The sequence below is a fragment of the Streptomyces sp. NPDC007162 genome (assembly GCF_040634175.1).
Classification (GTDB): domain Bacteria; phylum Actinomycetota; class Actinomycetes; order Streptomycetales; family Streptomycetaceae; genus Streptomyces.
In genome coordinates, this window is record NZ_JBEYFC010000012.1 from 16,725 (window position 1) to 42,282 (window position 25,558).

At 73.0% G+C, this 25,558-nt stretch carries 23 protein-coding genes and 2 pseudogenes; 10 read left to right on the forward strand and 15 right to left on the reverse strand.

The window, feature by feature from the left end:
• Nucleotides 1-15: 15 nt before the first annotated feature.
• Nucleotides 16-288, reverse strand: a complete 273-nt coding sequence (locus ABZ646_RS02835) for a hypothetical protein (RefSeq protein WP_360512262.1) — start codon at nt 286-288, stop codon at nt 16-18.
• Between the two features lie 158 nt (nt 289-446).
• Nucleotides 447-845, reverse strand: a pseudogene (locus tag ABZ646_RS02840) (ATP-binding protein); the annotation flags it as partial.
• A gap of 112 nt (nt 846-957) precedes the next feature.
• Here ABZ646_RS02840 and ABZ646_RS02845 point away from each other — a divergent pair.
• Genes ABZ646_RS02845 through ABZ646_RS02855 form a run of 3 tightly spaced genes read left to right on the forward strand, consistent with a single transcriptional unit; the run spans nt 958 to nt 2,850 of the window.
• Nucleotides 958-1,785 carry a helix-turn-helix transcriptional regulator gene (locus ABZ646_RS02845; RefSeq protein ID WP_360512264.1) on the forward strand — a complete coding sequence of 276 codons (828 nt, stop codon included), beginning with the start codon at nt 958-960 and terminating at the stop codon, nt 1,783-1,785.
• Nucleotides 1,782-2,030: a DUF397 domain-containing protein gene (locus tag ABZ646_RS02850; protein WP_360512266.1), complete on the forward strand. Its 249-nt coding sequence runs from the start codon at nt 1,782-1,784 to the stop codon at nt 2,028-2,030. Before ABZ646_RS02845 ends, ABZ646_RS02850 begins: the two co-directional genes overlap by 4 nt.
• 46 nt (nt 2,031-2,076) lie before the next feature.
• Nucleotides 2,077-2,850, forward strand: coding sequence for a DUF4253 domain-containing protein (locus ABZ646_RS02855; protein WP_360512268.1), 774 nt, complete (start codon nt 2,077-2,079; stop codon nt 2,848-2,850).
• Nucleotides 2,851-2,859: 9 nt separating this feature from the next.
• On the opposite strand, the pseudogene ABZ646_RS02860 reads toward ABZ646_RS02855, so the two are convergent.
• Nucleotides 2,860-4,058, reverse strand: a pseudogene (locus tag ABZ646_RS02860) (PLP-dependent aminotransferase family protein).
• 263 nt (nt 4,059-4,321) lie between these two features.
• On the opposite strand from ABZ646_RS02860, the gene ABZ646_RS02865 reads away from it, so the two are divergent.
• Nucleotides 4,322-4,591: a hypothetical protein gene (locus ABZ646_RS02865; protein ID WP_360512270.1), complete on the forward strand. Its 270-nt coding sequence runs from the start codon at nt 4,322-4,324 to the stop codon at nt 4,589-4,591.
• Between the two features lie 102 nt (nt 4,592-4,693).
• Here ABZ646_RS02865 and hemB read toward each other — a convergent pair whose 3' ends face one another.
• Nucleotides 4,694-5,686, reverse strand: coding sequence for a porphobilinogen synthase (gene hemB, locus ABZ646_RS02870; protein WP_360512272.1), 993 nt, complete (start codon nt 5,684-5,686; stop codon nt 4,694-4,696).
• Nucleotides 5,687-5,758: 72 nt separating this feature from the next.
• A complete protein-coding gene (locus ABZ646_RS02875; protein ID WP_360512274.1) occupies nt 5,759-6,124 on the reverse strand; it encodes a hypothetical protein in 366 nt (121 codons plus the stop codon).
• Between the two features lie 163 nt (nt 6,125-6,287).
• Between ABZ646_RS02875 and ABZ646_RS02880 the strand changes: the two genes are divergently transcribed.
• Genes ABZ646_RS02880 through ABZ646_RS02890 form a run of 3 tightly spaced genes read left to right on the forward strand, consistent with a single transcriptional unit; the run spans nt 6,288 to nt 7,853 of the window.
• Entirely contained in the window at nt 6,288-6,650 is a 363-nt protein-coding gene (locus ABZ646_RS02880; protein ID WP_360512276.1) for a hypothetical protein, read from the forward strand.
• Nucleotides 6,647-7,441 carry a hypothetical protein gene (locus ABZ646_RS02885; RefSeq protein ID WP_360512278.1) on the forward strand — a complete coding sequence of 265 codons (795 nt, stop codon included), beginning with the start codon at nt 6,647-6,649 and terminating at the stop codon, nt 7,439-7,441. The genes ABZ646_RS02880 and ABZ646_RS02885 overlap by 4 nt, the downstream gene beginning before the upstream one ends.
• Before the next feature lie 40 nt (nt 7,442-7,481).
• Nucleotides 7,482-7,853, forward strand: coding sequence for a roadblock/LC7 domain-containing protein (locus tag ABZ646_RS02890; RefSeq protein ID WP_360512280.1), 372 nt, complete (start codon nt 7,482-7,484; stop codon nt 7,851-7,853).
• A 65-nt stretch (nt 7,854-7,918) separates the two neighbouring features.
• Here ABZ646_RS02890 and ABZ646_RS02895 read toward each other — a convergent pair whose 3' ends face one another.
• From ABZ646_RS02895 to ABZ646_RS02935, 9 genes are all read right to left on the reverse strand, one after another.
• Nucleotides 7,919-8,278: a hypothetical protein gene (locus tag ABZ646_RS02895; RefSeq protein ID WP_360512282.1), complete on the reverse strand. Its 360-nt coding sequence runs from the start codon at nt 8,276-8,278 to the stop codon at nt 7,919-7,921.
• A 34-nt stretch (nt 8,279-8,312) separates the two neighbouring features.
• A complete protein-coding gene (locus tag ABZ646_RS02900) occupies nt 8,313-9,215 on the reverse strand; it encodes a glycine betaine ABC transporter substrate-binding protein (RefSeq protein ID WP_360512284.1) in 903 nt (300 codons plus the stop codon).
• 78 nt (nt 9,216-9,293) lie between these two features.
• Nucleotides 9,294-9,947 carry a hypothetical protein gene (locus tag ABZ646_RS02905; protein ID WP_360512286.1) on the reverse strand — a complete coding sequence of 218 codons (654 nt, stop codon included), beginning with the start codon at nt 9,945-9,947 and terminating at the stop codon, nt 9,294-9,296.
• A 469-nt stretch (nt 9,948-10,416) separates the two neighbouring features.
• Nucleotides 10,417-14,643 carry a hypothetical protein gene (locus tag ABZ646_RS02910; protein WP_360512287.1) on the reverse strand — a complete coding sequence of 1,409 codons (4,227 nt, stop codon included), beginning with the start codon at nt 14,641-14,643 and terminating at the stop codon, nt 10,417-10,419.
• Between the two features lie 286 nt (nt 14,644-14,929).
• Nucleotides 14,930-16,636, reverse strand: coding sequence for a bifunctional uroporphyrinogen-III C-methyltransferase/uroporphyrinogen-III synthase (locus tag ABZ646_RS02915; RefSeq protein WP_132890427.1), 1,707 nt, complete (start codon nt 16,634-16,636; stop codon nt 14,930-14,932).
• A complete protein-coding gene (gene hemC / locus ABZ646_RS02920; protein ID WP_360512289.1) occupies nt 16,633-17,592 on the reverse strand; it encodes a hydroxymethylbilane synthase in 960 nt (319 codons plus the stop codon). Before hemC ends, ABZ646_RS02915 begins: the two co-directional genes overlap by 4 nt.
• Entirely contained in the window at nt 17,589-19,289 is a 1,701-nt protein-coding gene (locus ABZ646_RS02925; RefSeq protein ID WP_360512291.1) for a glutamyl-tRNA reductase, read from the reverse strand. The genes hemC and ABZ646_RS02925 overlap by 4 nt, the downstream gene beginning before the upstream one ends.
• The gene (locus ABZ646_RS02930; RefSeq protein WP_360512293.1) at nt 19,286-20,041 is read right to left on the reverse strand and encodes a redox-sensing transcriptional repressor Rex; all 756 of its coding nucleotides are present in this window, start codon (nt 20,039-20,041) and stop codon (nt 19,286-19,288) included. Before ABZ646_RS02930 ends, ABZ646_RS02925 begins: the two co-directional genes overlap by 4 nt.
• Before the next feature lie 281 nt (nt 20,042-20,322).
• Entirely contained in the window at nt 20,323-20,607 is a 285-nt protein-coding gene (locus tag ABZ646_RS02935; protein WP_360512295.1) for a glutaredoxin family protein, read from the reverse strand.
• A gap of 139 nt (nt 20,608-20,746) precedes the next feature.
• On the opposite strand from ABZ646_RS02935, the gene ABZ646_RS02940 reads away from it, so the two are divergent.
• The 3 genes from ABZ646_RS02940 to ABZ646_RS02950 all read left to right on the forward strand — a co-directional run bounded on the left by ABZ646_RS02940 (nt 20,747) and on the right by ABZ646_RS02950 (nt 24,457).
• Complete coding sequence (locus ABZ646_RS02940) at nt 20,747-21,670, forward strand: HAD-IB family hydrolase (RefSeq protein WP_360512297.1); 924 nt, start codon at nt 20,747-20,749, stop codon at nt 21,668-21,670.
• Between the two features lie 525 nt (nt 21,671-22,195).
• The gene (locus ABZ646_RS02945; protein WP_360512299.1) at nt 22,196-22,975 is read left to right on the forward strand and encodes an ECF subfamily RNA polymerase sigma factor, BldN family; all 780 of its coding nucleotides are present in this window, start codon (nt 22,196-22,198) and stop codon (nt 22,973-22,975) included.
• 234 nt (nt 22,976-23,209) lie between these two features.
• Complete coding sequence (locus tag ABZ646_RS02950) at nt 23,210-24,457, forward strand: DUF5667 domain-containing protein (protein WP_360512301.1); 1,248 nt, start codon at nt 23,210-23,212, stop codon at nt 24,455-24,457.
• A 58-nt stretch (nt 24,458-24,515) separates the two neighbouring features.
• Here the strand turns inward: ABZ646_RS02950 and ABZ646_RS02955 are convergent.
• The coding region (locus tag ABZ646_RS02955; protein ID WP_360512303.1) for a lysophospholipid acyltransferase family protein at nt 24,516-25,558 on the reverse strand (1,043 nt) is incomplete at its 5' end.

Genomic DNA, 25,558 nt, shown 5'->3' on the forward strand with positions numbered 1-25,558 from the left:
TCGCGGTGGCATCCGTCAGAGACTGAGCACCGCCCGCAACGCGACGTCCACACGTTCCATCTGCTCGCCGGGAACGTCCCCGTGGTATTTCCCCTGCTCGAACCGCCCCAGCCGGAAGTTGTAGAGATCGGGGGCGAGGACCACTCCTCTGAGCGGAGCCGTCACCCGCACCGTCACCAGCGATTCCCTCCGCTCTCCCGACGTGTCGAGCAGCGCGCAGAGGACCGCGCCGGGGTGCAGCTCGGCCACGTGGCCGGTCCACCCCTGGCCACGCTTCAGTTGCCGCACAGGTCGTCCTCCGCCGCGCTGTACAGGTCGTCCAGGTCGTCTCCGATACGGGCGCTGTCCTCGACGTAGAGCGCCATCGCGTCTGTCGACAACTGATCCCTTATGGCCCGGGCGACGAAGGCCGAGAGATTGCCGTCCGCCGCCTCACGCGCGGCCTCGAACTCGGCCCACGCCACCTTGCCGAGCTCCCGCTCCGCCACCCCCCACTTGTCGGCGAGGGCCCCGACCAGCAGCAGCCCGCGGCCGCCCTCGTCCGCGTCGTCCGACGGCTCGGTGGGCGTCGGCAAGCCCGGTCCGCTGTCGTGCACCTCCACACGGAGGACCTCGCCGTCGTACCGCAGCCGCAGCAGGAAGCCACGGCCGGGCGGCACCCCGTGCAGGAGGGCATTCGTGGCCAACTCGCTCACGCACAGCGACATGTCGGCGGCGCGGGCCCAGTCCGCCAGACCCCAGCACCTGAGCGACTGCGCGGCGAACCGCCTGGCGGCGGGCACGGATCGGCGCTCCCGGGCGTAGAACTGTTCCCGGGGGTAGAGGAGTTCGTTTCGGTCGTTCACGGGACGAATGTCGCTCAGAGTCACTAGTCTGGTGCAGGGAGTAGACCCGTACGGAATTTTTGTACGGCTCCGTGCCGGTGACGTACGCGTGCCCCAGGGGATTGAGACCGACATGAGCGCGAAGAAGCCGCCGCGGCCGAAGAACCAGACGTCGTTGAAGATGCTCGGCAAGCAGCTGGGCACGGCCCGCCGGGCGGCCGGTCTGACCCAGACCGAGCTGGGCCTCCGGGTCGGCCTCGACGACCAGACGATCGCGTCCATCGAACAGGGCCGACGGGCACTGAAACCGGACACGGCGGCCCGGCTGGACGAAGTGCTGGACACCAAGGGCGTGTTGACGGCGGGGGTGGCCAACCTGCCGGACGTCGACCAGTTCCCGATGTGGGCCGAGGTCTACATGGAGCACGAACGCGAGGCGATCGCCCTGTCCTGGTACGACAACGCGGTCCTCCCCGGGCTGCTCCAGACCGAGGCCTATGTGCGGGCCGTCCTGCGCAATCGCGTGCCCGCCTACGACGGGGACGAGGTCGAGACGCGGACGGCTGCCCGGCTTGAGCGCCAGGAGATCCTGCACCGCAGGAACGCGCCGACGCTGAGCTTCGTCGTCTGGGAACCGGTGCTGCTGATGACACTCGGTGGACCGCAGGTGCGCACGGCCCAGCTCCGCCATCTGCGCGAGGTCGCCGAACTTCCCTGCGTGTCCTTGCAGTTCCTGCTTCTGAGCAGCCCCTACCACGCCGGGGTCGACGGGCCCTTCACCCTCCTCGAAACCCCGGACCACCAGCACCTCGCGTACGCCGAGTCCCAGCGTGGCAGTCAGTGGGTATCCGACCCGGACGAGGTCTCCAGGCTGGCGCGCAAGTATGCGATGCTGCGGACCCAGGCCCTGACAACCCAGGACTCGATGGGCCTGCTTGACCGCTTGCTAGGAGAGCAATGAGCACCGAGGCACTTCAGTGGTTCAAGTCGAGCTACAGCGGCAGCGAAGGCGGCCAGTGCATCGAAGTCGCCCTCGCCTGGCGGAAGTCGAGCTACAGCGGCAGCGAGGGCGGCGCGTGCGTCGAAGTCGCCGCCTGCCCCCACGTCGTCCACGTCCGTGACTCCAAGAACGACCCCTCCCCCGGCGCCCCGGCCCTCGCGCTCGGCCCCGCCCCCTGGGCCGCCTTCACCGCGTCCCTCAAGTGACCTTGCCGGGCGGCGTTGTCAGTGGGCGGCTCTACAGTTCACTGCCATGGCGACTCTTCCCAACCCGCTGCCCAAGCTGGCGACCGATCCGAGTGGTCGGTCCCTGGGGTTGCGGCTCCCGCCCGGGAGACTGATCGACGCGACGCTCTGCGGGCCCTGGCACGAACCCCTGTTGTGGTACGCGGGTCAGCCCGCGGGGCCCGGCACCTGGACGGCGCTGGGTGCGCAGGCCGGGCGGGCGGGCCTGCTGCCGGTCCTGGTCGACGTGTCCGAGCTGGACGACTGGGACTTCGCGCCCGGCGAGACGTCGTACCCCGGGGACCACGACGCCGAGGACGTGCTGGAGGACTCCTGGGAGGAGGACCCGCCGGAGGGCGAGGAGTGGCCGGGTCTTGCCCCCGCCACCGCACTGGTCGCCGACCCGGACACACGGGCCGCCGAGGTCGCGGACGCGCTCAGCCAGGGGCGGCCCTGGCTCAAGGAGCCGCACCTGGCGCTGGTGTCGGCGCGGCGCAGCGCGGACATACCGGCGGCGATCGGCTGGAGCGGGCCGGTGAACTTCGAGGAGGACGTGGCCCGGTTGTGCTCGGTGCTGCGTTCCTGGGAGGAGCGGTTCGGGATACGGGTGGTGGCCCTCGGCCTGGACCACCTCGCCGTCTCCGTCGCCGCCCCGCCCACCGACCTGGACACGGCGGAGGCGATCGCCGCCGAGCACTTCGCGTTCTGCCCCTACACCGTGCTGCCCGGCGACGACGACACCCTCTCGTCGTACGCCGAGCAGCTGGTCGGCGAGCGGTACTGGCACTTCTGGTGGGACTGACCGGCCCCGCTAGCCCCTGAGGGCCCCGGCCAGTCGGCGCAGGCCCTCCCCGATCTCCTCCGGAGTCTGCGTCACGAAGCACAGGCGCAGGGTGGCGCGGTCGGGGTCGGCGGCGTAGAAGGGTTCGCCGGGGACGTAGGCCACCAGGTGGTCGACCGCGCGCCGCAGCAGGGCGGTGGTGTCGTACGGCTCCGGGAGCCGGGCCCAGAGGAACATGCCGCCCTCGGGCCGGGTCCAGACGGAGCCGGCCGGGAGGGCGTCGGGGAGGCCGGCGAGCATGGCGTCCCGGCGTTCGCCGTACACCGCGCGGACCTTGGCGACGTGGCCGTCCAGGACGTCCAGGTAGCGGGCGGCGGCCAGTTGGTTGAGGGTCGGGGTGTGCAGGTCGGCCGCCTGCTTGGCGACGGCGCAGGCGCGGCGCAGCGTGTCGGGGGCGCGCAGCCAGCCGAGGCGCAGACCGGGGGCCATGACCTTGGAGAAGGAGCCGAGCAGGACCGTACGGTCCTCGGCGCCGGGCCGGGACGCGATCCAGGGGACGCGCTCGCCGTCGTAGCGCAGTTCGCCGTAGGGGTCGTCCTCGACGATCCACAGGCCGTGCCGGGCGGCCGTCTCGGCGAGGTCGGCGCGGCGGGCGGCGGGCATGGTGCGGCCGGTGGGGTTCTGGAAGGTGGGGACGAGGTAGAGGAGTTTGGGCCGCTCGGTGCGGATCAGTTCGGCCAGGGCGGCGGGGTCGACGCGTCGGCGTCGCAGGGGACGGGCAGCACGCGCGCGCCGGCCAGTCCGAACACCTGAAGTGCCGCCAGGTAGCAGGGGCTTTCGACCAGGACGGTGTCCCCGGGGTCGACGAGCGCGGTCGCCAGCAGGGAGAGGGCCTGCTGGGAACCGGTGGTGATCAGCAGGTCGTCGGCGTCGGTGGGGAGCCCTTGCGCGCTGAGGCGGGCGGCCAGTCCGGCGCGCAGCATGGGCTCGCCCTCCGTGGTGGAGTACTGCAACGCCCGTTCCGGAGTCTCCTCCAGGACCGCGCGGAAGACGGCCGCTATGCCCTCCCGGTCGAACAGTTCCGGGGCGGGCAGGCCGCCCGCGAAGTTGATGACCTCGGGGCGTGCGGTCACGGCCAGGATGTCCCGCACGGGTGAACCGCCGACGCGGCGGCTGCGGGCCGCGAGCGGGGGCTGCGCGGCGGGGGCGGGGGCGGGCGTGACGGTCATGGGCGGCTCCTTGGCTGGTCCTCGTCTTGATCCTCGTCCTGGCGGGAGCGTAGAGAGGTACGTGTCGTCTACACCTGTGATTCCGCGATGCGGACGTCCCGGACCGCCGTCCCAGGTGCCGGGAACGTGGCAGGTCAGCGAGGTGGGCCGGGTACGGGCGTCCCGAATCGCCCGCGAAGTCTGGTGATGCGGGCGGGCCGCAGCACAGGCTGAGGATGCTTCAGGACCGCCGACCACGCCGAGAACGTCAAGGGAGCTTCCGCATGTCCGCCACGCACTCTGCCCCGGCCCGCGGCCGCCGTCTCCTCGCGGCGGCCGTCCTGGTGCTGGTCGCCGCGAGCACCCTCACCGGCTGCCGCGACGGACAGGGCGTACGCGACGAAGGCCCGTCCGCCGCCTCCCTCGTCCACCCCGGCGCCCCGACCGGCACCGCCCACTCCGGTCGCACCGGCACCAGAGCCCGCTGGTCCGCCGACACCGGCTCCCGCCCCCGCTCACACCCCGCCGAACTCGCGGCCCCGCCCCACCCGTGACCCGTCGCACCTGCGTCCTGGCCGGTCGACAATCGCTCGTCAACAACCCGACTCCGAAAGCGACTTGATCGCGCCCGCCCGGGAGAAGCGAGGGCGGCCCGCTCAGCGCAGCAGCCGCGCGGCCTCCACCGCCCAGTAGGTGAGGATGTTCTGCGCCCCGGCCCGCCTGATGCCCGTCAGGGTCTCCAGGATGGCCCGCTCGCGGTCGATCCAGCCCTTCTCGGCGGCGGCCTCGACCATCGAGTACTCGCCGGAGATCTGGTAGGCGGCGACCGGCACGTCCACGGAGTCGGCCACCCGCGCGAGGATGTCCAGGTAGGGGCCGGCCGGCTTGACCATCACCATGTCGGCGCCCTCCTCGAGGTCCAGGGCCAGTTCCCGCAGGGACTCCCGCACGTTGGCGGGGTCCTGCTGGTAGGTCTTGCGGTCGCCCTTCAACGAGGAGCCGACGGCCTCGCGGAACGGGCCGTAGAAGGCGGAGGCGTACTTCGCGGTGTAGGCGAGGATGGCGACGTCCTCGCGGCCGATCTGGTCGAGCGCGTCGCGGACGACGCCGATCTGCCCGTCCATCATGCCGCTGGGCCCGACGACATGGGCGCCCGCGTCGGCCTGCACCTGGGCCATCTCGGCGTACCGCTCCAGGGTGGCGTCGTTGTCGACGCGGCCCTCGGCGTCCAGGACTCCGCAGTGCCCGTGGTCGGTGGTCTCGTCGAGGCACAGGTCGGACATCACGAGCAGGTCGTCCCCGACCTCGGCCCGCACGTCGCGCAGCGCGACCTGGAGGATCCCGTCCGGATCGGTGCCGGGCGTGCCGAGGGCGTCCTTCTTGGCCTCCTCCGGCACGCCGAACAGCATGATCCCGGAGATCCCCGCCTCGACGGCCTCCGCGGCCGCCTTCTTCAGGGTGTCCCGGGTGTGCTGTACGACGCCGGGCATGGCGGCGATCGGCACGGGCTCGCTCACGCCCTCCCGGACGAACGCCGGGAGGATGAAGTCCGCGGGGTGCAGCCGGGTCTCGGCGACCATGCGCCGCATGACGGGGCTGGTCCGCAGCCGCCGGGGACGCGAACCGGGAAAAGAGCCGTACTTCGTCATGCCCTCTACGCTACGCCCGCACCACGCGGACCTTTGCCGACGCCCCGTCGGCGCCCCCGGCGGCCGGCAGGCTCAGATCTCCAGCTCGGCTTCCAGCTTCTTGAGGCCGTGCCGGGCCAGGGCGAGGTTGCTGCGGCCGCGGTCCAGGGCGAGGTAGAGGAAGAGCGAGCCGCCGGCCTTGGGCAGCGGGCGGATCAGGTGGTACTGGCCGCTGAGCGTGATCAGGATGTCCTCGATCTCGTCGTCCAGGCCGATGGACTTCAGGGTGCGCTTCTTGGACCTGACCACCTCGGTGTTCCCGGCCGCCGCCAGCTCCAGGTCCAGGTGCGGACCGCCGCCCAGCGATCCGAGGGACATGCCGCTTTCGTAGTCGACGAGGGCGACCCCGAGGGCGCCGTCGATGCTCATGGCTTCCTTGAGCGTTGTCTCGATGTTCACGCTGGTGCCCTCGATCTTCCGTACGTGGGTCGACTCGGACGCAACAGGTCCGGACCAGGTTGCTCCTCGACCTTTCCGAGTCTGAATAAGCATCATCTTTGGCCGGTGTTGCAAGAGTTGGCAATAAAGTACTGTGCGGAACGAGCCTCAGGAGGGGGAACTCATGGCTTCGCTCGACTCCGTCCTGCGCGACGTCGCGGGGACGCCCGGGGTGACCGCGGCCGCCCTCCTGGACGGCGTCACCGGCCTCGCCTACGCCGAGCACGGCGCCGAGGGCGCCACCCTCGCGGCCCAGGACGCCCAGGCCACCGCCCACTTGGCGATCACGCACCTCGACCAGGCGGGCGCGAGCGGCGAGTTGGAGAGCATCGTCGTCACCACCGCCACCCAGCACCACGTGACCACCGTGGTCGACCGCCGGGGCGGCGACCCGCTCCTGCTCTTCGCCCTGGTGGACCGGGACCGTACGAACATCACCTGGGTGCTGCGCGACCTCGCCGAGCACACGGGCCGGCTGCTCGTATGACCGCGGAGACGGCACCGGCCCGCAACGTCCCCGCGTTCCTGGCCGCCCTGCACACGCGGAAGGGTTCCGCCACCGTGCTCGTCGCGGGGAGCCCCGGCGGGGTCATCCACGTCCGCGACGGCCTGGTCGTGGCCATGGAGACGCCGGCCGCCCCGGGCATCGAGGTCCTCCTCCTCAAGTCCCGCCGGATCGCCGAGGAGGACTGGACGGCCGTCCGGGCCACCGGCACCGACCCCGCCCACCTGGCCCGCGAACTGGTCGCCCAGGGGCTTCTCGGCGCCGCGGAACTGGAGATCACCGGCCAGGCCGCCCTCTTCGACGCGGCCTTCGCGCTGGCCCTGACCCGGCCGGAGGGCTGGGAGGCGGCCGAACCCCGCCCCCACCTCGACACGGGCACGGCGGTACCGCCCGCCCGCATGGTCGCCGAGACGTCCCGCCGCATCCGGCTGCTCGCGAACGAACGCGGCGCCACCGCCCGCTTCGCCCGTGACCGCCTGGCACCGGCCCCGGCAGCCGGCGACCCGGCGCGCATCGCCCGCCTCTCCCCCCGCCACCGGGCCGTCCTGACCGCGGCCGACGGCCGGCGCACCCCTCGGGACATCGCCTTCGCCCTCGGCCGCGGCCTGTTCGCGGTCATGCTGGACCTCCGCGACCTCCTGGCCCTCGGCCTCCTCCAGCCCCCGGCGGCCGCCGCCGCCGTCCGGCCCAGCACGGCCCCGCGCACCCCACCCCACACCTCGGCGGCAGAACCGCGACCGTCGGCGACCCCGCTCCCCCGCCGCAAGCGCTAGTTCCGGGGCAACGGCCCACGCACCACAGGAAGAAGCCATCATGGACGACCCCGTCCAGGACATCCTCGTCTCGTTGCGCGACCGGGTGATGGGCGTGTCCGAGACCATCCTGGCCACCGTCGACGGGCTGGTGGTGGCCAGTGACGCCGACAGGACGCATCCCGAGTCCATGGCCGCGGTGGCCTCCGCCGCCCTCTCCCTCGGTCACCGCCTGGCCGACCAGGCCCACACCGGCGCCCTGCGCCAGGTCACGGCCCAGTGCGGCGCGGGCCATGTCGTCGTCACCGCGGTCGGCGACCGGGCCCTGCTCGCGGTGGTCACGGACGAGGGCCTGGACGGCCTCGCCTTCGACCGCGAGATCCCCACGACGGTCACGGACCTGAAGAAGGTCCTCGACCACGACCCGGCCTGACCCCGGGGCACGGCTCAGGGCCCGGTGGGTGCGCCGGGCCCTGAGCGGTCGGTGAACGGCCGTGCCTACGACTGGTGGAACGTCCAGGTGCTGCCGTCGTGCCCCTTCGGCACGTACACCTGGTGCCAGGACCAGCCGGCCGGCGGGCGGACGTAGTGGAACTCGACGGACCGGTCGGTCCGCCACCAGTAGTCCGCGGCCGTGCTGCAGGCGTTGGCCGGGACGTCCCAGAACCGGGAGCCCACCCAGTCGCCGTGGTCGTTGTAGCCGACGAGGTAGAACCTCAGGGCCGCGCCGTTGTCGTTGCAGACCCTGAGCTGGACGCTGGCGTCGGCGGCGCTCGCGGTCACCGGCGTGGCGAGGACGCCGACGGCGGAGGCCACGGCGAGCGCGGCGACGGTGAGCTTTCGGCGGATGTTACCCATGTCGTTCGTGCCTTTCCGGGGGAGGGGAGGGGCGTCAGTCGGCCAGGCCGTTGGACCGCAGCCACTTCCGCGCCGTCTGCGACGGCGAGGCGCCGGATTCGACGGATGCGGCCAGGGCCGCCAGCCGGACCGTGGTGAGCCGGGAGTTGAGACGGGCCAGGGCCTTGCGTGCGGACAGGCCCGCGTACGGGGCGCCGATGAGCGGGAAGACGTGCTCCGGGGGCACGGTGCTCTCGGGGTCGGTCAGCACGACCAGGCCGTCCCCGGGGATCGCGGGGTCGGTGCCGCGCAGGACCAGGACGTCGGCGGTGGCCGAGGTACCGGCCTCGGTGAGCCGGACGCCGTACGCCTTCTCCAGCGCGGCGGCCGATGGGGCGTCGGGATCGTGGGCGGCGGGGCCGCCGAGGGTGCGGCGGCCCCCGCGGACGTCGGCTCTGCCCAGGTCCGCGAGGGTGCGCAGGCCGTACCGGTGGGCGGTGGCCCGGGTGACGGCGAGGACGACTCCGTTCTCCGCCTCGGCCGGCGGGAGGGCGACGACGCCCGGGGGCAGGGCCGTGCTCAGGGTCGCCGCCATGTTGCCGGCGACGGTCTGACCCCCGGGCAGGGCGCGCAGCATCGTGCTCTCGTAGGCGGGGGCCAGGCCCAGGCGGCCCGCGACCACCGCCCGCGCGGTGTCGGCGGGCGAGGCGTAACGGGTGCCCGCCCTGCGCACCCGCACCCCCGCGTCGGCGAGGAGCTCCTCGTACAGGGCCGCCACGACCCGGCTCTCGGCCGAACCGTCGGTGCCGATCACCGTCGGGCCCTCGCCGTCGGCGTAGGCGGTCGGGCCGTCCGCGTTCGGCGCGCCGCCGCAGCCCGCCAGGAACAGCAGCGAGCACAGGACGGCCGCGACGACGGCACGCGGGCGTCGGCGCCGGACCGGATCGTCTGGCTTCACGGAACGACCTCTCGCTTGGTGCGGGCGACCCGGCACGGCTCACGGCCCACGCGGGGCCGCCCGCTGTCCTGTGGGGGTTCAGCAGTGCGCGGCGCGCTCGCCGGAGGTCATCCTGGCGTCCTTGAAGTTGACGTAGCCGGCCTTGGGGTTGTCGTTGTTGAACCCGGTCGACACGTAGTCGTTGACGTACCAGATGTAGTGGCCGTAGTAGCGCTTGCCGAAGTGGATCTCGTACCAGCCGGTGGCCTTCTGCTTGGCGGTGCCGCGCTCGATCCAGCCCTTGTAGCCGGCCGGGATGTTGACGGTGTCGCTCTCGGTGTCGGTGTGCGAGGTGGTCCAGTCGTGCCGGTAACTGGTCTCGACGGAGACCTCGTAGACCTCCCAGAACTTCGCGGTCGCCGTGATCGACACTCCGACCGAGTTGGTGGAGGCGGTCGTGTCGGACCAGTCGATGCGGTGCTGGTTGGTCTGACTGGCGCAGTTGTACGCCGTGGAGCCGACCTGGTGGTTGGGGCCGGTGTACGTCGAGTAGCTCTGCGGGTGGAACTCGCACAGGTCGGCCCAGCTGCAGGCGTCGAGGAGCTCCCTGGTGGTGGGCGAGCTGGCGGCGTACGACTGGGGGACCGCCATGAGGGAGGCACCGAGGGCGAGTGCGGCGACGGCGCCTCCGCTGCGGGCGAGGCGGCGGGACGGCCGGCGGGAGGGGGCGGTGGTGCGGAGCGGGAATCGCATCGAGTACTCCAGTGGGTGCCGGCTTCCCCCTGCGGGGAGAACCGCGGCTGACACGGTCGGGGAATTGCACGTGCGTGTCTTTCTCTGGCCGGCCCTCGGGGGTGTGAGGGCCGGCCCGGCGACCGCTCCGCCGCCGCACCGGGGGGAGGTCACCGGCGGCGGAGCGGACCGTCCGGCAACCACTGTGGGAGCGGCGGAATTGTTGATCAACCCAGGTCAGAGGGGTAAACAACGCGACCGGAGACCCTACCGCCGGGTACGCCACGACAGACCGCCCCCACCCGCCCGCAACCGACAAACCAGACACGAACCCACCCGGCACCGCCACACCGGTCAGCACCCGCCCGACCGCCGACCCACTGCCCGCCGGGCCCACCGAAGAGACGGCTCCCTCCCGTTCGGCCCCGCCCGGACGGTCGACGTCCGCTCGACCGCAACGCGGCCCACGGCGCCGTGCCCCGTCGTGAAGTCAGCCGCCGCTCGCCCGGTGGCCGCCGGGTCGGTCAGCGTCCGTCCGGGCGCCGGGCGGGCCGTGACCGGCAGGGCGGTCGTCGCTGCGGTGGCCGCGCGGTCCGCGCTCGCGTGACCGGCCGGCGGTCGACGGGCCGGCTGCCGTCCGGTGGGGGTTCGGGAGGTGTCGGCCCCGGCCGTGTGACGACCAGGGGCGGGGGTCGGGGAGCGGGGAGGGCGTCCGGGTGGCGGCGGCTGCCGGGGACGCGGTCGCCGCGGGGGGCTTCCGGGTCGGCTCGGCGAGCACGGTGGCCGTACCGGCGCCCGCGTCGGCCGCGGGCCGCGGGGATCCGTCGTCCGGACCAGGTCCCTCGCAGACCCGCCGGTAGGGCACGTCGGGAAGGTAGCGCCGCCATTCCGCGACGGTCAGGGTCCCGCGGGCACGGGCGCACAGCCGGGCGGCGACCTGGGCGGGGCCGATGGCGTAGGCCTGGACGGACACATGCGGGCCGGCGGCGTAGAGGTAACCGTCGGGTCCGAACGCCAGGGAGTCGATCACATCGCCAGGGGTGGTGGGGCTGCCGCCCAGGAGCCGGTCCAGGGTGAGGTCCCACAGGCGCAGGGCGCCGGAGCCGTAGGCCACGGCGAGGGTGGTCGCGTCCCGGCTGAAGGCGAGGGCGGTGATCCGCGTGCAGGGGGCGCAGCCGGTGGTGGCGGGGGGTCCGGGGATCACCGCCACGGGACCGTCGGCCCTGCCGGTGTCCGACACGGTGACCGTGCCGAAGGCCCCGCCCGTCGCGAGATACCTGCCGTCGCGGCTGAGCGCGAGGTCGTAGGTGCCGCGTCCCTCGGTGAGCGGTGCGCGGGGGTTCGGGCCGTCCGGCGGTACGGCGGTCCGGCCGGAGAACCCGGAGGACATGGCCGCCCGCACCGCCGCCTCACCCACGTCCCGGCCGGCCGCCCGGGTCCGGCGGGCGGTGTCCCACATCTGCGGGACGATCGTGCCTGCGGGCTCGGCCCAGCCGACCAGCAGTCGCCGGCCCTTCGGGGTGAGGGCGATGGCGCGGGCCGTGGCGGTGGCGGGCCCAGTGACGTCGAAGGAGGTCCCCGCATGGGCGGCGGACGAGGTGTCCCGCACCGTGAACCGAGCGACGGGCACGGCACCGCCCGCCCCGGCGGTCGGCAGGGACCGGCCCGCCCCGGCCGTAGGTGCACCCCCCACCGACCCGACCCCGCTCAGCGCACCGCTCGCCCCGGCCGAAGGGACGGCCCCACTCGCCGCACTCCCCGCCGCCGCACCGTCCGCCGCCGCACCGTCCGTCGCCGGACCGCTCGGTGCGAGCCTCGCCGCAGCGACCGCCCCGTAGGCGATGGCCCGGCTGTCCGGGCTGAAGGCCAGCAGGACGCGGGAGGAAGCGAGGGAGCTGGTGGAGAAGGGGAGTTCGGCGACCGTGCGGCCCGTACGGGTTCGCACCAGGCGCAGCCGGTACCCCGTCGCCGTCCGCTCCACGGCTGCCAGCAACCGGCCGTCCGGGCTGAGCAGTACGGCGTCGAGGGGCCGGGTCCGCCACCGGGCGGTCAGTGCGCCGGACAGGTCGAGGGTGTGTACGGTGCTGCCCGCCAGACAGCGCAGGACCGAGCCGTCCACGTCCCAGGCGAGGTCCGTGACGGGGCCGCCGGGCACCGGCTGGCGCAGCACCGGGATCCCCGGTGCCGAGATCCGCCATACCGTCACCCCGTCCGGCCCGGCCGCCGCCAGCGACGCCCCGTCCGCGGTGAAGGCGAGGTGCCGGACGCCCGGCCCGGTGAGGTCGGCGAGCCGGCGCCCGGTGGTGGTGTCCCAGACGCCCACGCCGGTGCCGGAGGCCGCGGCGAGCCGGGTGCCGCCGGCGCCCAGAGCGACGGCACCGGACGAGCAGTCCGGTGTCCGCACGCCCTGCCAGCCGCCGTGCCGCACGGCCCCCTGGGCGGTGTCCCACACCTCCGGCGGCCGACCGGGACGGCAGACGGCCACCAGCCGGTGGTCCGGCGAGGGCACCGGATACGCGTCGCGCGCCGCCGTCCGGAAGAGCGTGCGGCCGTCGTCCGCCGCGCTCAGCCGCACACCGGGGTCGGCCCCCGCTTCCCTGACGACGTAACTGTGCCCGTCCGCCCCGAAGCCGAGGACCCGGCCACCGACCGGCACGCGTCGGCCGGTGGCCCCGGGCAGCTGCCACAGGCGCCGCCCGCCGGGCCCGGCCAGCAGCACGGTGCGGCCCGTGGGGTCGGCCGCCGTCACCTGGGCGTCCGGCAGGGTCCCGGACCCGGTGCGCCGGTGCCCGGTCACGTCCCACGTGGACCAGGAGCCGGCGCCCGCCACGAGCAGGGTGCGGCCGGAGTCCGTGAGGAAGGCCCCGCCGCTCTCGCCGGGAACCGGCCCGGTGAAGACGTCGTCCTCGGGTTCGGCGAGCGCGCTGAGCAGGGCGGCGCGGCTGACCGGGGAGGGGGCCAGCCGCCAGGCGGCGACGCTGAGCAGGGCGGCGGTGCGGGGGTCGGTGGACTGGGTCCGGCCGGCGAGGGCGGCGGCCTGCAGGGCGCCGGCGCGGAGGTGCTCCAGATCGGCCGCGTTGCCGCGCTGCCAGGCCAGCTGCCCGGCGACGAGCAGGCCCACGAGGACCACGGTGAGGGCCGCGGCCAGCCCGCGCATCCGGCTGCGGGTCCGGCCCGCCGTCCAGCCTTCCATGCGGCGGGCGACCCGGGAGGCGCTGAGGAAGGCGCGTTCCCGTCCGGTGAGGTCGTGGTCGCTGACACCGCGGCCGAACAGCACGTCGGCGACGGTGAGTTGGGTGCCCCGGTAGAGGTTGCCGGAGTCGTAACGGCGTTCCTGCCAGATCCGGGCGGCCTCGCTGAGACGGCGGTGCTCGGCCAGCCGTTCGCGGTTGGCGTCGATCCACGCCTGTAGTCGGGGCCAGCGGGTGATCAGGGCCTCGTGGGCGAGTTCGACGCTCTCCTGGCCGAGGGTGACGAGCCGGGCGCGGGCGAGCCGCTGGAGGACTTCGGGCACCTCGGGGTCGGGCCACTCGCGCAGGTCCGCGCGGCTGAGCGGGCGGCGGGTGTCCGCGGTGCCTGCGCCCGGCTCGATCAGCGCCAGCAGCAACCGGCGGGCGGTGGCGGCCTGGGCGGCGGTCAGGCCGCCGTAGACCTCCTCGGCCGCCGCGGCGATCGCTCCGTGGATGCCGCCCGCCGCCTCGTACGCGGCCAGGGTCAGGACACCGCTGCGCCGTCGGCGCCAGGTCTCCCGCAGGGCGTGCGACAGCATCGGCAGCGCGCCGGGCTGGTCCGCGGCCTCCTCGATGATCCGGGCGGTGAGTTCGCGTTCCACCCGCAGTCCGGCCGCCGTGGCCGGCCGGACGACGGCTTCCTGCAACTCGGCCCGGTTCATCGGACGCACGGTCAGCGCCGTGGTGCGTAACGCCTCCGCGAGGCCGGCGTGCGCGGTGCACAGGCTGTGGAAACTGCCGCCCACCGCGACGACCACGCGCAGCCGGCCGCCGGGTTCACGGGCGGCGAGCAGCCGGTCCACGAACCGCCAGCGGTCGGCCCGGTCCCGGCACAGGGTGAAGATCTCCTCGAACTGGTCCACCACCACGAACCGTTCGGGTCCGTCCGGCGGCGGGTCCAGAAACCTGTCGTGGGTGGCGGCGGGCCGGGGCCCAGGCGTGATCAGCCGGAACTCCACACCGCGGAACTCCATTCCCCGGGGCTCCGCACCGCTGCCTCGCTCCCGCGCGAGCGCCTCCAGGCGGGGCAGCAGCCCGGCTCGCAGCAGCGAGGACTTGCCACTGCCCGAGGTGCCCACCAGCACCGCGAACCGGTGCTCCACCGCCAGCTCCAGAGCCTCCTCGACCAGCCGCTCCCGGCCGAAGAAACGGTCCCGGTCGCCGTAGTCGAACCGGGCGAGTCCCTGGTACGGCGAGTCGCCGTCCCGCGCCGACGGGGAGCGCGCCTCCTCGGCCACGGCCTCCCAGCGGCGCTCCCACTCCTCCGGATCGGCCCCGCACGCCCGCGCGTAGGCCCGCACCACCGCCGCCGACGCCAGCCGTTCCCCGGACGCGGCCCGCGACAGGGCGGTCACCGACAGACCGGTGTGCTTGGCCATCGTCCGGTACGACGGCGAACCGGCCGCTCTGCGCAGCGCCCTCAGTTCGTTCGCGAAACGCGGTACCGGCCCGTCGTCGGGATCCACCGGTCGTTCGGGACGGCCCACGGTTCCACCTCACGTCTGCCTGCGTTCCCGCCGAAAACGTTCCCAGTGGACAGGCGAGGCCCAACTCCCCTGTTACCGAAGGGTTTTACCAATGAGTAATCGTTTCCGCACATCACGGGAACGCTCAATCGAGCAAGCGGTTTCCTTGCGAGTTAAAGTAGTGGGCCGCCGGGGCGACGGCAATTCGCTTGGGAAAACACGACCGCCGGAATTCAGGAAAGGGCGGGGGCGCGCCACCCAGCGCACCCCCGCCCGTTTCCTGGTGTCCCGTACCTCGCGCCCGGCGTCAGGTCGTCGTCCGCCGTCGCCGCGCCCCCGGCCGCCGCTCGCTCGGGCGGGTCACCGGGTCCCCGGCCTCGCGGGCACTCGCCCGGCGGCGCAGCCCGAACTCGGCGAGCGCCTCGGCCAGCTTGGCGACGGACGGCTCCGGAGCCATCACGTCCACCCGCAGCCCGTGCTCCTCGGCGGTCTTGGCCGTGGCGGGACCGATGCAGGCGATGACCGTCACGTTGTGCGGCTTGCCGGCGATACCCACCAGGTTCCGCACGGTCGAGGACGACGTGAACAGCACGGCGTCGAACCCGCCGCCCTTGATCGCCTCCCGGGTCTCCGCCGGCGGCGGCGACGCCCGCACGGTGCGGTACGCCGTGACGTCGTCCACCTCCCAGCCCAGCTCGATCAGCCCGGCGACCAGGGTCTCGGTGGCGATGTCGGCGCGCGGCAGGAAGACGCGGTCGATCGGGTCGAACACCGGGTCGTACGGCGGCCAGTCCTCGAGGAGTCCGGCGGCCGACTGCTCCCCGCTCGGCACCAGGTCCGGCTTCACCCCGAAGGCGACCAGCGCCTTGGCGGTCTGCTCGCCGACCGCGGCCACCTTGATGCCCGCGAAGGCACGCGCGTCGAGCCCGTACTCCTCGAACTTCTCCCGGACCGCCTTGACGGCGTTGACCGAGGTGAACGCGATCCACTCGTACCGTCCGGTGACGAGCCCCTTCACCGCCCGCTCCATCTGCTGGGGCGTGCGCGGCGGCTCGACGGCGATCGTCGGCACCTCGTGCGGCACCGCCCCGTACGACCGCAGCTGGTCGGAGAGCGACACCGCCTGTTCCTTCGTCCGCGGCACGAGCACCTTCCAGCCGAACAGCGGCTTGGACTCGAACCACGACAGCTGGTCGCGCTGCGCGGCGGCGGACCGCTCACCGACCACGGCTATCACCGGCCGGCCGCCGTCCGGCGAGGGCAGCACCTTCGCCTGCTTCAGCGTCTGCGCGATGGTGCCGAGGGTGGCGGTCCAGGTGCGCTGCCGGGTCGTCGTACCGGCGACGGTGACCGTCAGCGGGGTGTCCGGCTTGCGTCCGGCGGCCACCAGCTCACCGGCGGCCGCGGCCACCGAGTCGAGCGTCGTGGAGACCACGACCGTGCCGTCCGAGGCACCGACCTCGGTCCAGCACCGGTCGGAGGCGGTACGGGCGTCCACGAAGCGGACGTCCGCGCCCTGCGCGTCCCTCAGCGGCACACCGGCGTACGCCGGCACACCCACCGCCGCCGCAACACCGGGCACGACCTCGAAGGGCACACCGGCGGCGGCGCAGGCGAGCATTTCCTCGGTCGCGTACGTATCAAGTCCCGGGTCCCCGGACACCGCACGGACGACCCGCCTGCCACCCCGCGCGGCCTCCATGACAAGATGAGCCGCATCCCGCGCGGGCGGGAGGGAAGCGGTCGTTGACGCTCCGTCAACAACCGTGAGTTGAGGCGCGCCTGTGCCCGGATACGGGTCCGACGACGGATCCGGATTCGTGGGCACGACGGAGACGCCCTGCCTGGCGTGGCTCCTGATCACGTCGAGCACGTCGTGCTCGGCGACCAGGACGTCCGCGCTGGACAGTGCCTCCACGGCACGCAAGGTCAGCAGTCCCGGATCCCCGGGTCCGGCACCCAGGAAGGTGACGTGCCCGTGATCGAGGCCGGCGGGAAGGTTGGTGGGGCTCACTGTGCTCGCTCCCCCATCAGACCGGCCGCGCCCTGGGCAAGCATCTCGGAGGCGAGTTCGCGACCGAGCGCCGTCGCCTGGTCGTATGTCTCGGGCACGGGACCGGTGGTGGACAACTGCACCGTCCGGGTGCCGTCGGTCGTGCCGACGACTGCCCGCAGGCGCATTTCCTTGACAATCTGCCCGTCGGCCAGAAGGTCGGCCAGCGCGCCCACAGGGGCGGAGCAGCCGGCCTCCAGGGCGGCGAGCAGTGATCGCTCGGCGGTCACGGCGACCCGCGTGAACGGGTCGTCGAGTTCCCCGAGCGCGGCGATCAGCGACGCGTTGTCCGCGGCGCACTCGATCGCCAGTGCCCCCTGGCCGGGGGCGGGCAGAACCGTGTCGACCGACAGGAAGTCGGTCACCTCGTCGATGCGGCCGATGCGGCTGAGTCCGGCCGCGGCCAGCACCACGGCGTCGAGCTCGCCGGCGTGCACGTATCCGATCCGGGTGTCGACGTTCCCCCGGATCGGGACGGTCGCTATGTCCAGCGCGTGCGCGCGGGCGTACGCGTTGAGCTGGGCCGTACGGCGCGGCGAACCGGTGCCGATGCGCGCCCCGCGCGGCAGGTCGGTGAACTTCAGCGCGTCCCGGGCGACGATCACGTCCCGGGGGTCCTCGCGCACCGGTACGGCGGCCAGCACCAGGTCGGCCGGCTGGGTGGTCGGGAGGTCCTTCAGCGAGTGAACCGCGAAGTCGACCTCGCCGCGCAGCAGCGCGTCCCGCAGGGCGGTCACGAAGACACCCGTGCCGCCGATCTGCGCCAGGTGCTCGCGGGAGGTGTCGCCGTAGGTGGTGATCTCGACGAGCTCGACGGGCCGTCCGGTCACCTGGCTCACGGCCTCGGCCACTTGCCCGGACTGGGCCATGGCGAGTCTGGATCGCCTGGTCCCCAGTCGCAGTGGAATGTCACTCATACCGGTCGGTCCTTCTCGGTCGTGCTGTCCACGGCCCGGGAGACGGCAGCCACCGTCTCCGGGTCGAGGTCGAACAGGGTCCGCAGCGCGTCCGCGTACCCGGCGCCGCCGGGCTCGGCCGCGAGTTGCTTGACCCGTACGGTCGGCGCGTGCAGCAGCTTGTCGACGACCCGGTGCACCGCCTGGCGGATCTCCCCGCGCTGGCGTTCGTCCAGGTCGGGCAGGCGCCCGTCGAGGCGGGCGATCTCGCCCGCGACGACGTCGGCGGCCATGGTCCGCAGCGCCACCACGGTGGGCGTGATGTGCGCGGCCCGCTGCGCGGCGCCGAACGCGGCCACCTCGTCGGAGACGATACGGCGGACCTGGTCCACGTCGGCGGCCATCGGGGCGTCCGCCGACGCCTCGGCCAGCGACTCGATGTCCACCAGCCGCACCCCGGCCAGCCGGTGCGCGGCGGCGTCGATGTCCCGGGGCATGGCAAGGTCGAGGAGGAACAGCGCGGGCGCGGGCCGGACGAACCCGGCGACCGGCTCCGGCCTGCGCCGCTCGGGGATCCGGCCGATCCGGGCCGCGGTCGCGGCGAGCGCGCCGATCAGCTCGGCCTCCGCCTCGATCTCGGCCTGCGGGGTACGGCGCCCGGTCTCCCGGATGTCCACCGTCCCGTTGTCCACCCAGGCCGCGTGCTGCTCCAGCTCGGCGGCGGCCATGCCGGCGACGGCGGCCTCGCCCAGCACGGAGAAACCACTCTGCTCGGCGGCGAGGTCGAGGGGGCAGTTCTCGTCGGCGCCGAGGCTCGGGCCGGCGAGCGGCTGCTTCGGCGCGGACGGTACGTCGATCTCGGTGACCGGCTCACCGGTCCGGCCCTCGACGGCGGCGGCAACCGCCTCCGCCGTCAGCACCAGCCCCGTCGCCCCGGTGCACGACACCACGACGTCGGCACGTGTCAGCTCGCCCGGCACCGCGTCCATCGGTACCGCGCGGGCGGCCACGTCCGTGTCGTCGCCCTCGGAGAGGATCTGCGCGAGCCGCTCCGCGCGGTCGAACGTCCGGTTGGCCACCACGATCTCGGCGACCCCGGCCCGCGCCAGCGTGGCGGCGGCCAGCGAGGACATCGAGCCCGCGCCGATGACCAGCGCCTTCTTGCCGGTGGCCCAGGTCTCCACATCCGCACCGGCGGCCAGCTGCTCAAGACCGAAGGTGACCAGCGACTGCCCGGCCCGGTCGATGCCGGTCTCGGAGTGGGCGCGCTTGCCCACCCTCAGGCCCTGCTGGAACAGGTCGTTCATCAGCCGGCCGGCGCTGTGCAGCTCCTGCGCGCGGGCCAGCGAGTCCTTTATCTGGCCGAGGATCTGCCCCTCGCCGACGACCATCGAGTCGAGCCCGCAGGCCACCGAGAACAGGTGGTGGACGGCCCGGTCCTCGTAGTGCACGTAGAGATAAGGAGTGAGCTCGTCCAGCCCGACCCCGCTGTGCTGGGCGAGCAGCGTGGACAGCTCGGCGACTCCGGCGTGGAACTTGTCGACGTCGGCGTACAGCTCGATGCGGTTGCAGGTGGCGAGTACCGCGGCCTCGGTGGCCGGCTCGGCGGCGACCGTGTCCTGGACCAGCTTGACCTGGGCGTCCGCGGAGAGCGCGGCCCGTTCCAGGACGCTGACCGGGGCGCTGCGGTGGCTCAGCCCGACGACGAGGAGACTCATGCCGGCATCACGGCGGGTACGTCCCCGTCGGGTCCCTGCTCGCCGGGCTCCTGGTGGGCGGTCACGGGCGGCACCGTGCCCTCGTGCTCCTCGCCGGCCTTGCGCTGCTCGTGGAAGGCGAGGATCTGCAGCTCGATGGAGAGGTCGACCTTGCGCACGTCGACGCCGTCCGGGACGGTCAGCACGGTCGGCGCGAAGTTCAGGATGGAGGTGACCCCGGCGGCCACCAGCCGGTCGCAGACCTGCTGGGCGGCGCCCGCGGGGGTGGCGATCACGCCGATGCTGACGCCGTTGTCCTGGATGATCTTCTCCAGGTCGTCGGTGTGCTGCACGGGGATACCGGCCACCGGCTTCCCGGCCATCGCCGGGTCGGCGTCTATCAGGGCGGCGACCCGGAAGCCGCGGGAGGCGAACCCGCCGTAGTTGGCGAGAGCGGCGCCGAGGTTACCGATACCGACGATCACTACCGGCCAGTCCTGGGTCAGGCCCAGCTCACGGGAGATCTGATAGACGAGATACTCGACGTCGTAGCCGACACCGCGCGTTCCGTACGAGCCCAGGTAGGAGAAGTCCTTGCGCAGCTTCGCGGAGTTGACCCCCGCGGCGGCGGCCAGTTCCTCGGAGGAGACCGTGGGGACCGAGCGCTCCGACAGTGCGGTCAGCGCCCGGAGGTACAGCGGAAGCCTGGCGACGGTGGCCTCGGGGATCCCTCGGCTGCGGGTCGCCGGTCGGTGAGTTCGGCCAGTTGCCACGGTGCTCCAACGGGTTGAGCGGGGCTGCGGACGGTCACTCCTACCCAGACCGCCCCGTCGACAGCAGGCTATGTCTTTGTGAACGCGTGCACAAAGATGGTGTCCGATTTGCCCGGCCAACGTGACCGGGGTCACGCGCCCCCGGCGCGGTCGTACGGAACCGGCGCACACTCGCGCACGCTCCCTCTCCGTTGGGGGCAAAATCGCACACACTCCTTACGAATCCCGCCCCCCGAGACCACGCCGCCGTCGATCCTAAGCGACTTCGCAGCCGGTTTGGACTAGTCGGTCAGTGCCTTGCGGAGCCGTTCTTCGTTCACGCGCCAGAAGGTGTGCTGTTCGCCGTCGACGAGGACCACCGGAATCTGCTCCCAGTACAGGTCGTGCAGCCGCTGATCCTGGGTGATGTCCTGGTGCTCCCAGGGCACGTCGAGGTCGCCGCACACCTTCTCGACCACGGCCTGTGCGTCATCACACAGATGGCAGCCGGGCTTACGGATGAGGGTGACCAGCCGCACACGGGGCGCGGGCGCCTTCCGGCCGAAGAGGGGACTCATGACGTCCATTGTCCCGCCCCTGGCAGGGCATGTCCGCCGCCTCCTGCACGCCTTCCTCGCCTTGCTTAACGGCCAGGTCGCGGAGAGTTCACACCCATCCAACTCCCGTGACTCCGGAACCACCGAACAGACTGGCTATGCTCACGACATGGCCGCTCTCGGATGGCTCACTCCCCGTAGGCGCTCCGCCACGGCGCGGAGCGTGTTGGCAGGCGAGGCCTCGGCAGAGGCCGCGCGCAAGAACCAGGAAGCGCCGGCGCCCGTCGAAGAGGCCGCGGAACCGCAGTTCCCGGTGCTCGGCGACGACAAGGCCGCCGCGTTCTTCGACCTGGACAACACGGTGATGCAGGGCGCCGCCATCTTCCACTTCGGCCGCGGCCTGTACAAAAGAAAGTTCTTCGAGACCCGCGACCTCGCCAGGTTCGCCTGGCAGCAGGCGTGGTTCCGGCTGGCCGGCGTCGAGGACCCCGAGCACATGCAGGACGCCCGCGACTCGGCCCTGTCGATCGTCAAGGGCCACCGGGTCGCGGAGCTCCAGACCATCGGCGAGGAGATCTACGACGAGTACATGGCCGAGCGCATCTGGCCCGGCACCCGCGCCCTCGCCCAGGCCCACCTGGACGCGGGCCAGAAGGTGTGGCTCGTCACGGCGGCGCCGGTGGAGATCGCCGGCGTGATCGCCCGCCGCCTGGGGCTGACCGGCGCCCTGGGCACGGTGGCCGAGTCGGTCGGCGGCGTCTACACCGGCAAACTGGTCGGCGAGCCCCTGCACGGGCCGGCCAAGGCGGAGGCGGTACGCGCGCTGGCCGCGGCCGAGGGCCTCGACCTCTCCCGGTGCGCGGCCTACAGCGACTCCCACAACGACATCCCGATGCTGTCCCTGGTCGGTCACCCGTATGCCATCAACCCGGACACGAAGCTGCGCAAGCACGCCCGCGAGATGGACTGGCGCCTGCGCGACTACCGGACGGGCCGCAAGGCGGCGAAGGTGGGCATCCCGGCAGCGGCCGGCGTGGGCGCGGTCGCGGGCGGCACAGCGGCAGCGATCGCCCTGAGCCGACGACGCCGCTAGCACCGACAGCACCGAGCCGACGACGCCGGCAGCGGGGCCCGGGACCGGCCCCACCATCGCCGCACGAGGCAGGCACACCCCCGGGCGGCGCAGGAGCACCGCCACCCGAAGCGGGAACATCCCCATGCTCCCCCGGGCGGGCGCCGGGACAGGCGCGGTGCGAGGCGGCCCCGTGGTGGGGGCGGACGCCGCCCCGGACGCGGCGGCACGTGTTGCTCGCGCCGTTTCCCGTGGCCCTGACAGGGCGCCAAACCTCGCGCGCCCGAATTATCGCGCGGCTGCCCCCACACGCCCTCGACTCCGCCGGAACACGCACCTTTCTGATCAACAAACAGTCACTCTGCGGCACTTGAACCGGCTCAAATCGGTAAGAGAAGCGACGCAATCGATGATTTGAGCAACTCGGTGTAGCAGGGCCTGTACGAAGCGTTATTCTCCTCAGACGCAAACCGGTACCCCTCCGTCGCCACGACGGGTGAACGGTTCCGCACTGCACGTGATGAAAGCTCTGCCTCTGGGAGTCCCGTGTACCCACACGTCGGGGTTGACGCCTCGGGCCTGGCTACGCTGCGCGCAACGGTCGCGACGGTCAAAGAGACGCTGCGCGGCCTCGTCCCCACCGCGTCTGCCGTCCCCGCCTTCGCCGCCGCCCCCGTGGGCCCGTGCTACGCACTGGCCGACGGCGGCGCCGCGGTCGGCAGACGCGGCCGTTCGACCGGCACCACCGCCCCCGCCCGCCGTCCGGCCGCGGACAGCGACAGTGCCCGGATGATGGACCTCGTGGAGCGCGCCCAGGCCGGCGAGTCCGACGCCTTCGGCCGCCTCTACGACCAGTACAGCGACACCGTCTACCGCTACATCTACTACCGCGTGGGCGGCAAGGCGACCGCCGAGGACCTCACCAGCGAGACGTTCCTGCGCGCGCTCAGGCGCATCGGCACCTTCACCTGGCAGGGCCGCGACTTCGGCGCCTGGCTGGTCACCATCGCCCGCAACCTGGTCGCCGACCACTTCAAGTCGAGCCGCTTCCGCCTGGAGGTCACCACCGGCGAGATGCTCGACGCCAACGAGGTCGAGCGCTCCCCGGAGGACTCCGTCCTGGAGTCCCTCTCCAACGCCGCGCTGCTCGACGCCGTACGACGCCTCAACCCCCAGCAGCAGGAGTGCGTGACGCTCCGCTTCCTCCAGGGTCTCTCGGTGGCCGAGACCGCCCGGGTGATGGGCAAGAACGAGGGCGCCATCAAGACCCTCCAGTACCGGGCCGTGCGCACTCTCGCCCGCCTCCTCCCGGAGGACGCGCGCTGAGACGGCCACCCCGGGCGACGGTCAACTCACGTTCCGTCAAAGCCCGTTGTCTTTCTCAGCCGATCTCCGCTCGTCCGTAACCCAAGTGCCGAGCCGCTCGTTGTGCGGGATACAGGCTCCCTGTGGTCACGTCCAGCAAGTCCCTGATCACACGATCGTGTGGTCCGGTCGAGGGCGTGCAACCCTCAGGACCCCCTGGGGAGTCGACCGTCATGACGAGAGGAGGTGCCGCCAGTGATCGCGAACGTATCGGCACACCGGCGGGCGAACGCCTTCGCCCAGGCCCTGGAGGAGCAGCCCGACCGGGACCCGGCGGCCGAGCGGTCCGAGGGACCGGTGGGCGACGCACCGGCCACACCGGACCGGGCTGAACCGACCGAGCACGGCGAACTGCTGGCCCTGGCGACAGGGCTCACCGCGCTGCCCAAACCGGAGCTCGACCCCGAGGTCAAGGTCGTGCAGCGGGCCCGGCTGGTGGCCGCGATGGAGGCCATGCTGGCGGAGGGCACCCTGGGCGGGGCGGCGGACGCGGCGGTGCCCGGGCAGCGCTCCGACAGTGCGAAGGGAGCACACCGGGCCAGTCCGCTGGGCAGGTTGCGACCGCGTTCCCGGCTCACCAAGGGGCTCGCCGCGGGCGGCCTGAGCGTCGGCGTGGCCGCCGGAGCCTTCGGCGGGGTGGCCGCGGCCAGTTCCGACGCCCTGCCCGGCGACTCGCTGTACGGCCTCAAACGCGGCATCGAGGACTTCAAGCTCAACTACCTGTCCGACGGTGACGACCAGCGCGGTCAGACCTACCTCGACCAGGCCTCGACCCGGCTGATGGAGGCCCGCCGGCTGATGGAGCGGGACCGCGGCGGCCATCTCGACCACGAGTCGATCGGCGAGATCCGGCGCACGCTGTCCGGCATGCAGCACGACGTCACCGAGGGCCACCGCCTGCTCCACGAGGCCTACGAACGCGACCCGGACTCGCTGGGACCCATCCAGGCCCTGTCCGCCTTCGCCCAGTCCCACCGTCAGGCCTGGGGCGCCCTGCGCGAGCGGCTCCCGGTCCAGCTCGGCGACGTCAGCCAGCAGGTGACGTCGGTCTTCGCCGCCATAGACGAAGAGGTCGGCCCGCTGCAGTCCCTGCTCCCCCAGCCGCCCCGGCACGCCGGCGGCAGCACCGGCAGCCAGGGCTCGGGCACGGCGTCCACCGGCTCCCCCGGCCGCCACCGGTCGACGGCCCCGTCGTCCTCCGGCAGCTCGTCCACGGGCCGCGAGTCCAGCACCGGCACCCCCAGCGGCTCGGCCTCCGGCAGCAGCACCGACGACGGGCTGATCGGCGGTGCGACGGGCGGCCTCCTGGACCCCCCGAAGACGGGCACGAGCACCCCGTCCCCGTCGAAGACCGCGTCCAGCGCCCCGGACGTCACCCTGCCGCCACTCCTGCCCGGCCTGCTCCCGGGCCTGGGCATCGACGGCGAGAACACCGGCAACTGACCAACGCCGCACCCTCCCCGCGTCCCCGTTCGGGGGCGCGGGGTTTTGTCGCAACGCCTCAGAAGAACACCGACCTCCGCTGCACGAGCAACTTGTACAGCGTGTGCTGAATCTGCTCCCGCACCTGATCCGTCAGGTTGAACATCAGCATCGGATCCTCCGCCGCCTCCGGCGGATACCCGTCGGTCCGAATCGGCTCCCCGAACTGAATCGTCCACTTCGTCGGCAACGGCACCGCCCCCACCGGCCCCAGCCAGGGAAACGTCGGCGTCAGCGGGAAGTACGGAATCCCCAGCACCCGAGCCAGCGTCTTCGCGTTGCCGATCATCGGGTAGATCTCCTCCGCCCCCACGATCGAGCAGGGAATGATCGGCACCCCCTGCCGCAACGCGGTCGACACGAAGCCGCCCCGCCCGAACCGCTGGAGCTTGTACCGCTCGCTGAACGGCTTCCCGATGCCCTTGAACCCCTCCGGCATCACCCCGACCAGCTCTCCCTGCCCCAGCAGCCGCCCGGCGTCCTCCGCGCACGCGAGCGTGTGCCCGAGCTTGCGCGCCAGTTCGTTCACCACCGGCAGCACGAACACCAGATCCGCCGCGAGCAGCCTGAGGTGACGATTCGCCGGATGGTGATCGTGCACGGCCACCTGCATCATCAGGCCGTCCAGCGGCAGCGTCCCCGAATGGTTGGCGACGATCAGCGCACCGCCCTCGGCCGGGATGTTCTCCATGCCCTTCACGTCGACGCGGAAGTACTTCTCGTACACCGGCCGCAGCAGGGACATCAGGACCTGGTCGGTCAGCTCCTCGTCGTAGCCGAAGTCGTCGACCTCGTAGTCCCCGGTCAGCCGCCGCCGCAGAAACGCCAGTCCGCGCGCGACACGCCGCTCCAGGCCGGCCTCGTCGTGCGGCGGCTGCTCCGCACCCGTCTCAGGGTTCTCCCGGGTCACCTGCACATCCTCCTGCGCGGGGATCCGCCCCGCGAGGGGCTGGACCTCACGTACCGCACCCGGCGCGCGTCCCGCCCCGGACTCACGCGCCGCCGGCTGCTCACCGCCGCCCTTGCGCCGGCCTCCCGCGCCCCGGCGCCGGGCCGGCCGCT